This is a genomic window from Pseudomonas sp. 5P_5.1_Bac1 (genome assembly GCF_025466015.1).
Classification (GTDB): Bacteria; Pseudomonadota; Gammaproteobacteria; order Pseudomonadales; family Pseudomonadaceae; genus Aquipseudomonas.
The window spans coordinates 1-14,402 of sequence record NZ_JANLNX010000014.1 but is presented as its reverse complement, the minus strand read 5'-3'; the positions used below and the strand labels follow the sequence as shown (position 1 = coordinate 14,402).

Sequence of the window (14,402 nt, the reverse complement as noted above, 5' to 3'; positions counted from 1 at the left end):
TGTCTCGCGCCGAACCGTCGCGAGACAGGCCCACAATCACCCCGCCCCGCGTGCCCGCACCCGCCACTCCCGCGGTTGCACGAATCCTCGCACCCACTCCACCACCTCCTGCGCCGGCATCGGCCGGGCGATGCCGTAGCCTTGGGCCACGTCGCAGCCCAGTTCCATCAGCCATTCGCCATGGGCCACGGTCTCCACGCCCTCGGCAATCACCTGCCGACCGAACGCCTGGGCCAGGCCGATCACCGCGCGGGTCAGGGCCAGGTCGTCCTGGTCGTGGAGAATGTCCTGGACGAAGGATTTGTCGATCTTCATGGTCTGGGTCGGCAAGCGCTTGAGGTAGCTCAGGGACGAGTAGCCGGTGCCAAAGTCATCCAGCGAAAAACGCACCCCCAGTCGCTGGCACGCCTCCAGGCATTCGCAAACCCGCTGGATATTCTCGATGGCCACCGACTCGACGATTTCCAGGTCGAGCATCTGCGGCGCCACCGTGGCGTGGCGGGACAACAAACGCTGGAGCCGCACGACAAAGTCCGTGCGCTGGAAGTGCCGCGCGGCGATGTTCACGCTCACCGGCCAACGGCAACCCTGCGCCTGCCACTGCTGCATCTGCGTCAGTGCTTCATCGATCACCCATTCACCGATATCGACGATCAGGTCAGTGCGCTCCACCAACGGCAGAAACTCACCCGGCGCGACCACGCCGCGGACAGGATGGCACCAGCGCAACAGCGCCTCGAACCCCACCACCGTGCCGCTGCGCATGTTCACCTTGGGCTGGTAATACAGGCACAGTTCGCCGTTGTGCAGCGCCCGGCGCAGGCGCTCCACGGTCTGGTGCGTGGCCTTGACCTCCTGGTCCAGCGACACGTCGAACAGGTGAAAACGATTGCGCCCCCGTTGCTTGGCCAGGTACATGGCCTGGTCGGCGTGGCGCAGCAGGGTGTCGGCGTCATCGTTGTCGTTGGGGAACAGGGTCACGCCGATGCTGGCGCTGACGCTGATCGACTGCCCACGGATGACACCGGGCGCGGCGATCGCCTTGAGCACACGCTCAAGGACACCCTGCAAGGTCGGCAGCCCCTGAATGTCGCCGAGAATCAGCACGAACTCATCGCCGGACAACCGCCCTACCGCATCGCCCTCACGCAACACGCGCTTCAAGCGCCGCGACACCTCCACCAGCAGCAGGTCGCCACTGGCATGACCATAGCCGTCGTTGACCGCCTTGAAGCCGTCGAGGTCGAGCATGCACACCGCCAGCGCCGACTCCTCGTTGCGCGCACGCTCGATGGCCTGCCCGAGCAGGTCGCCGAGCAATGAGCGGTTGGGCAGGCCGGTCAGAACGTCGTGCCCCACCCGCCACTGCAAGGTGTGGAGCAACTGGCGTTTCTGGGTGATATCGAAGCGGATCGAGACGAACTTGCACACCGCGCCGGTAAGCGGGTCGAACAGCGGCACCATGGTGCTGTCGACCCAGTACAACGAGCCATCCTTGGCCCGGTTGCAGATTTCGCCCTTCCATGTCTCGCCCGCGGCCAGGCTCTGCCACATGCCGAGGAACAGCCCAGGCTCGTGCTGGCCTGAATTGAGGATGCGGTGGTCGGCGCCCAGCAGTTCCTCGCGGCTGTAGCCGGAGATGGTGCAGAACTGATCGTTGACGTAGGTGATACGCCCGGTCAGGTCGGTTTCGGAAAAGATCGCGGCCGCGTCGACGGCCGCGCGGTAGTTGTCATCCATGAAATAAAACCTGTCCGACGGCTATCGGTTGAAGCGTTCGACCAAGGCACGCAGGCCGGATGAAATATGTTCCAGTTCAGCACCGCGGGTGGCGGCCGCGTTGGCGTTGTCGGCGGTGCGCTGCACGGTGCCGGCGACGTTGTTGATCTGGCAGGCGACGTCTTCGGCGACATGGGATTGCTGCTGCGAGGCAGCGGCCATTTGCCGGGTCATGTCGGTGATGCGCTCCACCGCCACGCGAATGCCCTGCAGCGCCTCCTGCGCCTCGACCACCTGGGCCACGCCCTGCTCGGCCTCGCGGATGCCGAGGTCGGCGATGGACACCGCTTCATCGGCGCCCTTGCGCAGGTTTTCGATCACACCCTGGATCTGCTGGGTCGACTGCCGGGTCTTGCCCGCCAGCGCGCGAACCTCGTCGGCCACCACTGCGAAGCCGCGGCCCTGCTCGCCGGCGCGGGCGGCTTCGATGGCGGCATTCAGCGCCAGCAGGTTGGTCTGTTCGGCAATCGCCTGAATCACCCCCGCGGCGGACATGATGTCCTGGGTCTGCCCGGCCAGTTCGCCCACCGCCTGGTTGATCTGGGTGACCGTGGACGCCAGCACCTGGATCGCCTGGCGCGAGGTGCCGGCGACCTGGCTGCCCTGGTCGGCGAGCTGGTTGGCGGTGTGGGCTTCGCTGGCGGTTTGCTGCACATGGGCGGCGACTTCAGCGATGGACGCGGCCATCTCGGTCATGGCGGCGGCGGTCTGGTCAGTCTCGGCACGCTGCTCCAGCAGCGCCGACTCGGTGGCGCCGGAGAGGCGGCTGGAATCGCTGGCGGCGTGGGCCATCTGGTTGGCGAGGTCGCTGAGGCGGGTCAGCGCGGTTTTCAGCCGCGCTTCTTCACTGATAAGGATCATCTGCAACTGCGCGGCGGGACCGAGGGTGTCGCTGTAGGCCAGGGCGCAAATGGGGTCGCAGAAGGTGTTTTCGGCGCCGCGGACGATCCGCCGCAATTCGCCACGCAAGCGGCTGTGGCCCCACAACCCGACGGCCACGAACAGACCGAGGGTGATGCCCTGGCCGACCAGGCCGGGAGCAAGATGATTAGCGACCAATGCCGCGCCAGCCGCCAGCACCGGCACGGCGAGCACCTGCGCCTGCTGCGCCAGGCGCCGCGACAGCGGCACCGGCGTCTTGCCCGCGCGCAGCCGGGCGTACAGCGCTTCGGCGCGCTGCACCTGCTCGCGAGTCGGCTTGACCCGCACCGACTCGTAGCCCACTAACCTCGCATTCTCGAGGATCGGCGTGACGTAGGCACTGACCCAGTAGAAATTGCCGTTCTTGCAGCGGTTCTTGACGATCCCCATCCAGCTCTCGCCGGCCTTGAGGTATTGCCACATCTGCTCGAACACCTGGGCGGGCATGTCGGGATGGCGCACAAGGTTGTGCGAGGCACCGATCAGTTCCGCCTGACTGAAGCCGCTGATGGCAGCGAATTCAGCATTGCAGTAGGTGATATTACTGGCGGTGTCGGTGGCGGAAATCAGCCGTTGCTGATCGGGAAATGTCTGTTCCACCGCGGTAATCGGTAAGTTGAGACGCACGATAAAGCTCCATGAGCCGCAGGAAAAATGCGGGTTGCTCTCTGCCAAACCCACTGCGGGAAAATCTGTCCAAGCGGCAAAGTCTACGAGATGCATCACCTTTTGTAATCCAGAGTGATGGCTAAAGAGGTTGTCTATTGAAATTTTTTGTCGTTAAGTTCTTGATTCTAAATGGGAATTGAGCGATGGAAATTTCAAGTTTGGGCTCAGCCATCAGGCGCTGTCGCAAGGTCGCCGGGCTTACCCAGGCTGAACTGGGCGAAAAAGCCGGGTTCGACCCCAAGACCATAAGCCGCTTCGAAACCGGTACCTACACTCCCAGCGTTGAAGCCTTGTTCGTCTTTGCCAGGGTGCTGGGCGTCAAGCTCACGGCCTTCTTCACCGACCTGGACACTGAAGACGAACAACGCGCCTACCTGTTTGGCGTCATTCACAAAGCCCCTCCGAACGATCTGGGACGGCTGATCGCCGCGGTGGATCAGGTCTTGTCCAAGCACTGACCGACCCCTGGCATTTCTGCCGATTCTTGCCTGGTACGCCAACTGGTCAGACCGGTAAAACCAATTATCGCCTCACCTCTTGCGAAAACCGAAAATACGCGCTTACACTGCCCGCGCACTGGACATACCGGTAAGACCACAATAATTAAGTCCGACGCGCCGTCACCCCGGCAGCCAGGACACCGACCAGAGATCCCTCCCATGCTCAAATGGTGCTCGCGTTCGATCTTCCTGCAAGTAGTGCTCGGCCTGATGCTTGGCATCGCTTGCGGCCTGAGCTTCCCCGACCTTTCCCTGCAACTCAAACCCCTTGGTGACGGCTTTATCAAACTGATCAAGATGCTGATCGGTCTGATCGTGTTCTGCGTGGTGGTCAGCGGCATTTCCGGTGCCGGCGACCTGAAGAAAGTCGGGCGCATCGGCCTGAAGTCGGTGATCTATTTCGAAGTCCTCACCACCGTCGCCCTGGTCCTGGGTCTGGTGCTCGCCTTCTCCACCGGCATCGGCAGCGGCGCCAACATCCATCTGGAGCAACTTTCCGCGACGGACGCCAGCAGCCTCGCCGAGCGTGGGCAGCATATCCACAGCACCACAGCCTTCCTCATGGACCTGATCCCCACCTCGGTGATCGGCGCCTTCGCCGACAACAATATCCTTCAGGTGTTGCTGTTCTCGGTGCTGTTCGGCAGTGCGCTGAACCTGGTGGGCGAATCGGCCTCGGGCATCTCGCGACTGATCAACGAACTGAGCCATGTGATCTTCCGCATCATGGGCATGATCGTTCGCCTGGCCCCCATCGGTGTGTTCGGCGCCATCGCCTTCACCACCAGCAAATATGGCCTGGAATCGCTGCAACACCTGGGCGGTCTGGTGGCGTTGTTCTACCTCACCTGTGCCGGCTTCGTGCTGCTGGTTCTCGGCCTGGTGATGCGTGTGTCCGGTCTCAAGATGCTGCCGTTCCTCAAGTACCTGCGTGAAGAACTGACCATCGTCCTCGGCACCGCTTCTTCCGACGCCGTGCTTCCACAGATCATGCGCAAGCTGGAGCACCTGGGCATCGGCAGTTCCACCGTCGGCCTGGTGATTCCCACCGGCTACTCCTTCAACCTCGACGGTTTCTCCATCTACCTGACCCTGGCCATTGTGTTCATCGCCAACGCCACCGGCACGCCGCTGGCCATGACCGATCTGATGACCATCCTGCTGGTGTCCCTCGTGACCTCCAAAGGTGCCCACGGCATTCCCGGCTCGGCGCTGGTGATTCTTGCCGCAACCCTGACCGCCGTTCCTGCGATTCCGGTGGTCGGTCTGGTGCTGGTGCTGGCGGTGGACTGGTTCATGGGCATCGGCCGGGCGCTGACCAACCTGATCGGCAACTGCGTCGCCACCGTGGCCATCGCCCGCTGGGAGAAGGACATCGACCTGGAGCGCGCGCACAACGTGCTCGAAGGCAAGCAGGGCTTCGCCTTCCAGGCGCGCAAGACGGCCCATCAGCAGGAATTCTAGTTAGCCAATGAACGACATCTCACGGAGCGAAATGTGATTACCTCCTCGACAGTAGTGAATGCGGTAGTGGACAAACTGCGCCAGGCCCTGGCCCGCGGCCAGTGGCGCTCCGGTGAGATGCTTCCCGGCCAGCGCGAGCTGGCCGAGCAACTCGGCATCAGCCGGCCCAGCCTGCGTGAAGCGGTAACGGTGCTGGAAACCCTCGGTCTGGTGCGCTCGATGCCCGGCAAAGGCGTGCTGGTACTCGACGCCGACAGCAACGAGCTGGTCATGGCGCCGGCCGGCGTGGCCGAAGCCAGCCTCGAAGACGTGCTGCAACTGCGCTACACCCTGGAACCGTTCATCGTCGGGCTGGTGGCGCAGTCCATCAGCAGCCAGGAAACCGGCCAGTTGCGCCTGACCCTGATGGACATGCGCGAAGCCCTGGACGCCGGCGACGGCGAGGCTGGGGTCAACGCCTACATCGCCTTCCATGAGGCGCTGTTTGCCCTGACCTCCAACCCGATTTTCCAGAGCGTGGTGCAGCAGACCGGCAATGCCCTCAAGCAGAGCGCCCAGATGCTGCGCAAATCCCCCGAACACCTGGCCGCGCGCCTTGAAGAAAACGAAGCAGTGGTGCGCGCCATCCGCAACAAGGACAGCGCCCAGGCCAGTGCGCAAATGCGCCGGCACATCCTGCAGGAAGGCCGACGCATGGGTATTGAACTGAAGATTCCGGACGAACAGCCCGGTTACTGACTTCCAGGAGAGCACACATGAGAGCCGTTGCCCCCGTCACTTCCACCGCGTCCGCCCTGCCCGCGCTGCTGGCCGTTGGCGAACGGCGCCTGTCGGCTGCGGAAATCTATCCGCGGCTGTTCGATGCGATTCTCGAACAGCGGCTGGCCCCCGGCACACCGCTGACCGAAATGGCGCTGGGCGAGGCGTTCGGGGTCAGCCGCACGGTGATCCGTCGCGTGCTGGGGCGGCTTTCGGACCAGCAGGTGATCGTCCAGCGCCCGGCGCACACCGCACGGCTGGCGGCGCCAGATCCGGAGCAGGCGCGGCAGGTATTGAGCGCACGGCGGCTGGCGGAAACCACCCTGATCGAACTGGCGGCGCGGCGCTCGCGGCCGGCGCAACTGCGCCAGTTGCGTGAATTGATTTCCCGCGAGCGGCAGTCCCATGAACAAGGCCAACGCTGCACGGCGATCCGCCTGGGCGGCGAGTTTCACCTGAAGCTGGCGGAGATTGCCGATAACGCCCCGCTCGCACGTTTTCTCAACGGCTTGGTGCCGATGACCTCGCTGATCATCGCCAAATACGAAAGCCGGGCTTGCGAGCATTGCGCCTGGGAAGAACATGCGGCGCTGGTGGATGCGCTGGAGGATGGTGACAGTGAGGCAGCGTTGCGGTTGATGCACCTGCATCTGGATCGGATCGAGGCGAAGCTGGATCTGGAGTGAGGCCTCCCGTTTCGCGAGCAAGCTCGCTCCTACAGAGATTCGGTGTCACATATCTGTAGGAGCGAGCTCGTCGAGGCGCCGAACCGTCGCGAAGGGCCCCAAAGGTTCAACACCTAAGGCCGATCCGCAACCGGCGTATGCCGCGACCAATCCAGCAACAGGCTGTAGGCCACCGCCAGCAGGGTCGGTCCAATGAACAGGCCGATAAAGCCGAACGCCAGCAACCCGCCAAATACCCCAAGCAGCACGATCACCAGCGGCAAATCCCCGCCGCGGCTGATCAGGTAGGGCTTCAGCACGTTGTCCACGCCGCTGATGACGAAGGTGCCCCAGATCCCGAGGAACACCGCCATGCTGTAATCGCCTTTCCAGGCCAGCCAGGCGGTGGCGGGAATCCAGGCCAGCGGCGGGCCCATGGGGATCAGGCTGAGCATGAAGGTGACCAGGCCGAGCACCAGCGCCCCCGGCACTCCCGCGATAAGAAAGCCGATCAGCGCCAGCAGGCCTTGGGCGGCGGCGGTGCCGATCACGCCGTTGACCACCCGCTGCACGGTCCCCGCTACCAGCCCCAGGTAGTAATCGGCACGCTCGCCGATCAGCCGCTCCAGCAAGCGCAGGACAAACGCCGCCAGGCGCGGCCCGTCACGGTAGAAGAAGAACACGAAGACCAGGCTGAGGATCAGCTCGAGGATGCCGCTGCCAATCTGCGCGCTGCGCGCCAATAACCAGTTGCCGACCTGACCGAGATAGGGTTTGACCGTCGCCAGCATGGCGGCGCCTTGCTGGTCCATGGTGTCCCAGAAGCGCACCAGGCGTTCGCCGACAAAGGGCACGCCGCCGAGCCAGGCCGGCGCATCGGGCAGGCCGTCGACCTGCACGTCACGAATGAAGGTGGTGGCATCGCGCACATGATCGGCGAGGTTGAAGCCCAACCAGACCAGCGGCAGCGCCACCAGCAGCAACCACAGGCAGGTGAGGAAACTCGCGGCGAGGGTTTCGCGGCCGCCGCAGAGGCGCGTGACCAAACGCATCAGCGGCCAGCTCGCGAAGGCGAGGATCGCGCCCCAGAGCAGCGCGGAGATGAACGGTGCCATGACCCAGAGGCCAGCGCCCAGTAGCGCCAGCAACAGAATCTGCACCAGCAGCCGATCATTGTTGAGCATCGCGCCTCCCGGCTCAGCGAATCAGTTCGACATGCAAGCCGTTCGCCGCCTGGCTGCCGACTTCGAGCCGGGCCGAGCGGACACCGGCGGCGGTCAACTGGTCCAGCCAGGCCTGGGCCTGGGCGCCGGTGAGGACCACGCGCAAGGTGCTGTCGAGGTTAAGGCTGCGCGCCAGCAGATTGACCCAGGCTTGGGGCGGCTCGGCGTTCAGGTCAGGGTAGTCGAGCCTGGCATTGCTGCGCAGTTCGCGCAGGACGGTGGCAGGCGTCGGCAGCAACTCGCCCAAGGGGGCGTTGGCTTCGAACTGTTCGGTGTGCAGGTAGGTACGCTTGTTGCCGCGGGTGATGGCGTAGAGGGCGACCAGCGTGTCGGCATCGGCGCCGGTGCGACGCAGCAGAATGAAGAACTGGTCCTGATCCGAGCCGGACAGGCGGGCATTGCCGAAGAGGTCGTTCCACAGGCTGTTTTCGCCGCAGTCTCGGCCTTCGCACCAGAACAGCGGGTAACCGCCATCGGCCTGCAAGGTTTCGCGAGCGGCCTTGAACGCCTCCGCGGCGCTGCGCTCGGCGGGCAGTTGCCAGGTGACCGAATGGAGCTGGCCACGGGCCTCGATCTTGCCTTCCATGCGCACCTGGCCGCTGATCTTGCGCAGCCCGCCCAACGGGTAGACGCGCTCCACTTCCGCCACAGGGCGCTCATCGACCCTTTTGGCGTCCTGCGGCACCGGCAGTTCGCCACCGGCCTGTACCGCCCCGGTTACCAGCAAAAGTCCGGCCAGGCCGGCACGCAACGTATGAATGGCATTCATCGGCGAACCCCGCCGACGGGTGCGGCGCGGGCAATGCGAAGGGGGCGTAAGTCGTGCTGGGTCATGATTGTCTCCCTGATCAAAACCCGCCAAGCCTCGACAGTTGCCCGATACAAGTCAAGGAATGGCAAAGAAGCGATTGAAACAGTCTGCAACAAGCGTTGCGCCGGCCTCATCGTTCAAGTGCAAGTGATGACCACCGGGCAAGTGTTCCAGGCTAAAGGGTAGCTGTTCGAGGAGGGTCGTGTTGCGCGCCAGCATGCCGTCGTCGGCGACGATCAATTGCGTCGGGCAGGCGACGCGGCGAACGAAGCTCATGGCCTGCTCTTCGCTCATGCGCAGCGGCGACGGCAGGGTCAGGCGGCTGTCGCTGCGCCAACTGAAACCACCCGGCACCGGCACCAGCCCGCGCTGGGCCAGCAGCTCGGCGGCCTCGCGGCTGACCGCGACCATGCCTTTCATCCGCGCTTCCACCGCCTGCTCCAGCACCGGGTAAACCGATTTGCGCTTGCTGTCGTGGCGCAGTTGCGCCTGCAATGCCATGCCCATGCGCTCGGCGGCATCCTGGCCGTTGGCGCCCGGCGGGATCACGCCGTCGATCAGCGCCAGCCGGGTGATGCGCTCCGGCAGGCTGCCCGCCAGCACCACCGAGACGATGGCGCCCAGCGAATGCCCCAGCAAACCGAAGCGTTCCCAGCCCAATTGCGCGGCGACCCGCAGCACGTCGTGGGCATAGTCCCACAGCGAATAGGTGGCGCCCGGCGGGCGGTGCCCGGAATAACCGTGCCCGGCGAAATCCAGGGCGACGATGCGCAGCCCGTCCAGCTTAGGCGCCAGGCGGGCGAAGCTGTTGGCGTTGTCCAGCCAGCCATGCAGGGCGATCACCGGGCGGCCATCCGCCGGGCCGTAGAGGTGCGCGGCCAGTTCGATATGGCCCAGGTCCAGGCGGACCTCTTCGACCGGATTGCTCATGCCTGTTTCTCCTGCCAGCGCTGAAAGACGTTTCTGATCAGTTGCGCGGTTTCATCCGGGCGCTCCAAGGGAAACATGTGTCCACCGACGACGCTATGGTTTTCTCCCCGGGGCATGCGCCGTACCGCCTGGGTATGGTGGGGCCTGACGATACGGCTGTGGCTGCCGCGCACCATCGCCAGCGGCACTTGCAGTTGGCCGGGATGGGCCGGGCGGGTATGGGGGATGCTGCGGTAGATGCTCATTTCGATGGAGGGATCGAAGCTCAGGCGCAAGGCATCGCCCTCCTGTTTCAGGCCATGTTGCAGATAGGCTTCCAGGCAATCCGGGTCGAAGGCGCGGAACAGCGTCTTGCTGGCGAAATAAGCCCGGGCCTGATCGAGATCGGCGAAGGCCTCGCGCCGGCCCTCGGTGCGCGCGGCCGGGGTGATGCGGTCGATGAAGCCCCAGCGCTTGGCGAGGCGGATCAGCCACTGGTCCGCCAGGGTCAGCACCGGCGAATCGAGCATCACCACGCCGCGATAGAGCCGGGGGCAACGCAGCGCCGCGTGCAGGTGCAGCACGCCGCCAAGGGAGTGACCAACGCCCCACACGGGTTCGGGTTGCTGTTCAAGGTGATGGATAAGTTCGTCAACCAGTTGCAGCCAGTTGTCATTCACCGGAAAACGCGGGTCATGGGCGTGCTGGGGCAGATGGCTGACCTGATAATCCGGCGCCAGGGCGGTGAACAGCTTGCCGTAGGTGGCCGAGGGGAAGCCGTTGGCGTGAGCGAAGAAGACCTGTTGCGACATACCGGACTGCCCGTTGCGGAAAAGACTGACACGGATTGTCCGCAACCGCTTATGAGCCGGCAATGACCGGAACAGCCATCGGTGACGGCACTCCGGTCAGCCAGGGCCGCCCGCCGAGGTTCAGAAGTCCTGGAAAGAACGGTGCAGGCAGGCCTGGATGTAGGCCACCTGGTATTCGTAGGCTTCGCGGACCTGGTCGCGTTCGTTGTCGTTCAGATGGGCCCGTTGCAGCGCCAGGCAGGACACCTGGAGCATCTTCGCCATCTGCTCGCAGGCCATCTGGAACTGTTCCAGGTGCTGTGATTCGCGGCGATTGTGGTAGTGCCGGACCAGGGCGTCGAGACGGGCACCCGCGGCATCGTGCAACACCTGGAACTCGGCGAAATCGAGGTTGCAGCTCAGGTTCACTTCGTCCAGCACCTGGCGCAGATCGGCCGCACAGGCTTGAACGCCGTTTTGTCCATTCATTGTGTTTCTCCCCGGACAGTGACACCACGATGGGGCCACGCTAACAAGGTGGCAGCGAGGCAACAACTGGCAAAAATGTCAGGTGGGTGGAGGGCTGGACGGAAAATACGCGCACCGAAAAGCACTGCTACGGACATCGCGCAGCAGTGCTTCTTTTTCAGTAAGGCTTGTTGCCCCTCACAATCTCTTTGCTCGCCCTGATTCGAAGCACTTGCTTCAACTGAGAGCCCCTCACCTCGAATAGTGGGAGGCGATCACTCGGCTGGGTCTGCATTCCCGCTGGATTTGAGTAATTGCCGCGTTTAAATGCGGCGTGAGGCACGGGCTCAATCGCTCTCTCGTAGATATCATCCTGAGCCTTGCGCAACGCTGCAGATGACGAAGAACTGCCGCCTATGGAGGGCTGGCCACCGGGACGCGGCTTGAAGAATGAAGAGCTAGTCCCCCATGAGTTTGATCCACCACTCACTGCCGACGCACGACTGGCGAGCGATGAAGCCGCAGCCTTCATCCCTAACGCCAGCCCTGTCGAGACGCCCGCAATAACGCCGGATGCATGGCTCGTCCACTCCAACCCCTGTTTAAGTGCCCCCTCCTCCACGAAGCTCGAGCCAACACCGCTGCCAATCGACAGTGCCGTCGCACCCAGCGCCACCTTCGCGGCCACACTACTGACCGCTGCCGCGGCTGTCGCGCTCACGCCCAGCGTGGTGGCTATCGGCGCGGCGAGTCCCGCTGTCAAGAGCGTCGCGACCACGCCCCCGACGATCCCGACCCACCACGGCATGTGCCCCGTCGGATCCACATGATTCACCGGATCCCCCAGGCAATATGTGTATCCATTCAGCCCACCCTCGCCAAACGGGCTCCAACTGTCCGGGCTGCAGAACACCCCCAGCACCGGGTTGTAGGCCCGGTAACTGCCCAACAGATACACCCCGCTGCGCTCCAGGCATTCACCGTTGAAGCCCAGCCCGGCCGTCAACTGCGTGCTGGACGAGCGGAACCCGTGAGCGCTGTAGGCACTGTTGCGAGTCTGACTGTCACGTTCGGCCAGCACGGTCTTTTTTGCATCGGTGGCCAGCAGCAGTTCGTCCTGCCCCGTCACCCGTTCGGCCAGTACATGGTCGCCGCCGCGAATGAACGTGCGCTGTTCACCACCCTGCAACTGGTTGACCAGTTGCCCGTCGCAGTAGAAACGCTGCTCGTCACCCTCCCCGCCGATGCTGCCACTGAGGATGTCCTGCGCGTCGTAGCGGTATTCCAGCATTTCGCTGCCGTCTTCACTGACGCTGAGCAACCGGCCGAGGGCGTCGTAACTGAGGTTGCGGCCCTGTTCATCACTGATCAGATTGCCGTCGGCGTCGTAGTCAAGGCTGATGAGCGCCGGGTAATCGGCGTGGCTGTTGCGTACCGCGCTGAGCTGGGTCGGGTCCTGGCCTTCGAACAGATAGGTGGCGAGGTTCTCGCCACCGGGGAATACCGTGCGCACCTGGATCAGGTTATCCAGCACATCGAACTCGAACACCTGACGCTGGATCGGCTTGCCCCAGCTGTCCAGGGGCAGGTCGCTGCCGGTGCAGCGGTAGTCCTCCAGCCGCCCCCGCGAGTCGTAGGTGTAACTCTCGTCGCGCAGCACACTGCCCTGACGCAGGGTTCGCTGCTCCAGCGCATCGCGGACGTTGTAGCGTTGTTCCAGGGTCTGGATCACGCCGTCGTCAAAGGTGAAGGTGCGCAAGATCTCACGACCGAAATCGTCGTACTCCAGGTCAATGCGCACGCTGTGACCCTCGGCCTTGTCTTCGGTGACGATACGTGAGGTCAGGCCACTGGCGTTGTAGCTGAAGTGCGTTTCGGTTTGTCCCAGGCTGGTCGACTCCAGCCGCCCGCCGGCATCGTAGTGATAACGCTGCTGCTGGCCGAGCACATCGGTGTAGGCCAGCAGGCGTCCGCGCAGGCTGTATTCATAGGCCATGTTGCGGGTCTGCCCGGCATTGACGCGCTGCTCGGTCTTCAGTTCACCGGTGCTGTAGTAGGTGCAATTTAGGCTTTGGTCGTTTTCACGGCTGGACAGCAGCCGGGCATTGTCCTTGTCGTATTCATAGTCGGCGGTGACGTTCTGGATACGCCGCTGGATCGGCGCTTCGCCCAGGTTCGGGTTGTACTCGTAATCGATGACCTGGCCCTTGGCCGTGGTGACGCTGGAGGGCTGCTGCTGGCCCCCGTCGAACGCGAACGTGCGCTCCCGCCCGCCGGTCACCGAGCGGTACATCCGTTCGAGCCCGTCGAAGGACTGCTCACCGAGCACGACCCCGTCGACGCCAATCCAGGTCGGCAAGTCCTCGGTACTGTGCTCGGCATAACGACGCTCGACCTGCGCGCTGTCGGGAAGACCCTGGAGGGTCAAGCGGTCGAACGCGTCGTACCGATAGAAGCGGAACTGTCGCAGTTCGTCGTATTCATGGGAGGTGCGGCCCAGGCCGTCATAGAAGTACTCGTACAGGCTGACCTTGCCTCCCGCCAGATCGAAGCGCTCCACCGTGACCGGTTTCTCGAACAGATTGTTGCGGGTAACGGTCTTGCCCATGCCCTCGCGCCAGGTTTCGACCCGCAGCGCGACGGGGTCGTTGCGGGAGTATTCGGTCACCCCGTCCGGCCCGGTGACGCTGTCCTGTTCGCTCCAGTCGTCGTAGGTGTAGCGGCTGGTGAGGGCTACGGTCTCGGCGCCCAGCCAGTCGAACTCGGTGCTCTCGCTCAGTTGCCCGAAGGCGTCATAGCTGGCGCTGTACGTCTCGCGCAGCGGCTTGCTCACCGGGTTGCCGTCGACATCCTGGCGCAGTTCGCTCACCACCCGTTGCAGCCCGTCCAGCAGGCTGCGGGTCTGCACGCCCTTGACGTCGATGGTGGTCTGGGTCGGTTGTCCGGTGACCTGATTGACCAGCAGGTACTGGTACTGGCGCCGTGCCTCGACATTGCTGCCCGGCGCGACTTTTTCTTCGATCACCCGCCCCAGCGCGTCATAGGCGTAAGCGATCTCCACGTCGTTGTCGTCACGCTCCAGCAGCGCGCGGCCGTTGAGCAGCGAGTGTTCCAGGATGATGACCTTGCTCACCGCGTCGAAATTGGTCTTCAGGGTTTCCATGGTGCGTAGCACCGGCTGGGCGACGTACTGGCCGGTGGCTTTGAGGTAGGCGTAGTCGGTGGTGGTGGTCTTGCCGTTGAGGGTCACCGCCGTCTGCGATTTCCGGCCATGCAGCAGTTTGTCGCTCGGCGCGTTGAGGTAGGTGTGCCGGGTTTTTTGCAGCTCGGCATTGCCGCCGTTGACGTGGACCAGGGTTTCCTGTTCCAGCGCCAGCCACGGCCAGGCGCTGCCGCTCAGGCCCGGCTGGCTGAGGTAGCGGTGCTGGGTGCGCAGCACCGGG

General features: G+C 64.0%; 12 protein-coding genes and 1 pseudogene. 4 read left to right on the top strand and 9 right to left on the bottom strand.

All coding sequences use genetic code 11. The annotated features are described in order from the left end of the window. Positions 1–36: 36 nt before the first annotated feature. The 3 genes and pseudogenes from NTD82_RS02515 to NTD82_RS29200 all read right to left on the bottom strand — a co-directional run. A complete protein-coding gene (locus NTD82_RS02515) occupies positions 37–1,740 on the bottom strand; it encodes a putative bifunctional diguanylate cyclase/phosphodiesterase (RefSeq protein ID WP_262127638.1) in 1,704 nt (567 codons plus the stop codon). 21 nt (positions 1,741–1,761) lie between these two features. Then, the gene (locus NTD82_RS02510; RefSeq protein ID WP_410017018.1) at positions 1,762–2,859 is read right to left on the bottom strand and encodes a methyl-accepting chemotaxis protein; all 1,098 of its coding nucleotides are present in this window, start codon (positions 2,857–2,859) and stop codon (positions 1,762–1,764) included. Positions 2,860–3,048: 189 nt separating this feature from the next. After that, positions 3,049–3,423: pseudogene (locus tag NTD82_RS29200) on the bottom strand (PAS domain-containing protein); the annotation flags it as partial. A gap of 89 nt (positions 3,424–3,512) precedes the next feature. Here NTD82_RS29200 and NTD82_RS02505 point away from each other — a divergent pair. The 4 genes from NTD82_RS02505 (at position 3,513) to NTD82_RS02490 (ending at position 6,778) form a co-directional block, all read left to right on the top strand. Then, positions 3,513–3,827 (top strand): helix-turn-helix domain-containing protein, encoded by a 315-nt coding sequence (locus NTD82_RS02505; protein WP_095159146.1) that lies wholly within the window; start codon positions 3,513–3,515, stop codon positions 3,825–3,827. Positions 3,828–4,028: 201 nt separating this feature from the next. After that, complete coding sequence (locus NTD82_RS02500; RefSeq protein WP_095159145.1) at positions 4,029–5,333, top strand: C4-dicarboxylate transporter DctA; 1,305 nt, start codon at positions 4,029–4,031, stop codon at positions 5,331–5,333. 33 nt (positions 5,334–5,366) lie between these two features. Then, complete coding sequence (locus NTD82_RS02495) at positions 5,367–6,071, top strand: FadR/GntR family transcriptional regulator (RefSeq protein ID WP_095159144.1); 705 nt, start codon at positions 5,367–5,369, stop codon at positions 6,069–6,071. A 17-nt stretch (positions 6,072–6,088) separates the two neighbouring features. Then, positions 6,089–6,778, top strand: coding sequence for a GntR family transcriptional regulator (locus NTD82_RS02490; RefSeq protein ID WP_095159143.1), 690 nt, complete (start codon positions 6,089–6,091; stop codon positions 6,776–6,778). A gap of 113 nt (positions 6,779–6,891) precedes the next feature. On the opposite strand, the gene NTD82_RS02485 is transcribed toward NTD82_RS02490, so the two are convergent. The 6 genes from NTD82_RS02485 to NTD82_RS02460 all read right to left on the bottom strand — a co-directional run. Then, positions 6,892–7,941, bottom strand: a complete 1,050-nt coding sequence (locus tag NTD82_RS02485; protein ID WP_095159142.1) for an AI-2E family transporter — start codon at positions 7,939–7,941, stop codon at positions 6,892–6,894. Positions 7,942–7,954: 13 nt separating this feature from the next. Continuing rightward, positions 7,955–8,749 carry a DUF4892 domain-containing protein gene (locus NTD82_RS02480; protein WP_095159141.1) on the bottom strand — a complete coding sequence of 265 codons (795 nt, stop codon included), beginning with the start codon at positions 8,747–8,749 and terminating at the stop codon, positions 7,955–7,957. A gap of 117 nt (positions 8,750–8,866) precedes the next feature. Next, entirely contained in the window at positions 8,867–9,721 is an 855-nt protein-coding gene (locus NTD82_RS02475) for an alpha/beta hydrolase (RefSeq protein WP_262127636.1), read from the bottom strand. After that, the gene (locus NTD82_RS02470; RefSeq protein WP_262127635.1) at positions 9,718–10,512 is read right to left on the bottom strand and encodes an alpha/beta fold hydrolase; all 795 of its coding nucleotides are present in this window, start codon (positions 10,510–10,512) and stop codon (positions 9,718–9,720) included. Before NTD82_RS02470 ends, NTD82_RS02475 begins: the two co-directional genes overlap by 4 nt. 120 nt (positions 10,513–10,632) lie before the next feature. Further along, positions 10,633–10,980, bottom strand: a complete 348-nt coding sequence (locus NTD82_RS02465; RefSeq protein WP_262127634.1) for a hypothetical protein — start codon at positions 10,978–10,980, stop codon at positions 10,633–10,635. Between the two features lie 157 nt (positions 10,981–11,137). After that, positions 11,138–14,402, bottom strand: a 3,265-nt coding sequence (locus NTD82_RS02460) for an RHS repeat domain-containing protein (RefSeq protein ID WP_262127633.1), incomplete at its 5' end; no start/stop codon positions are given.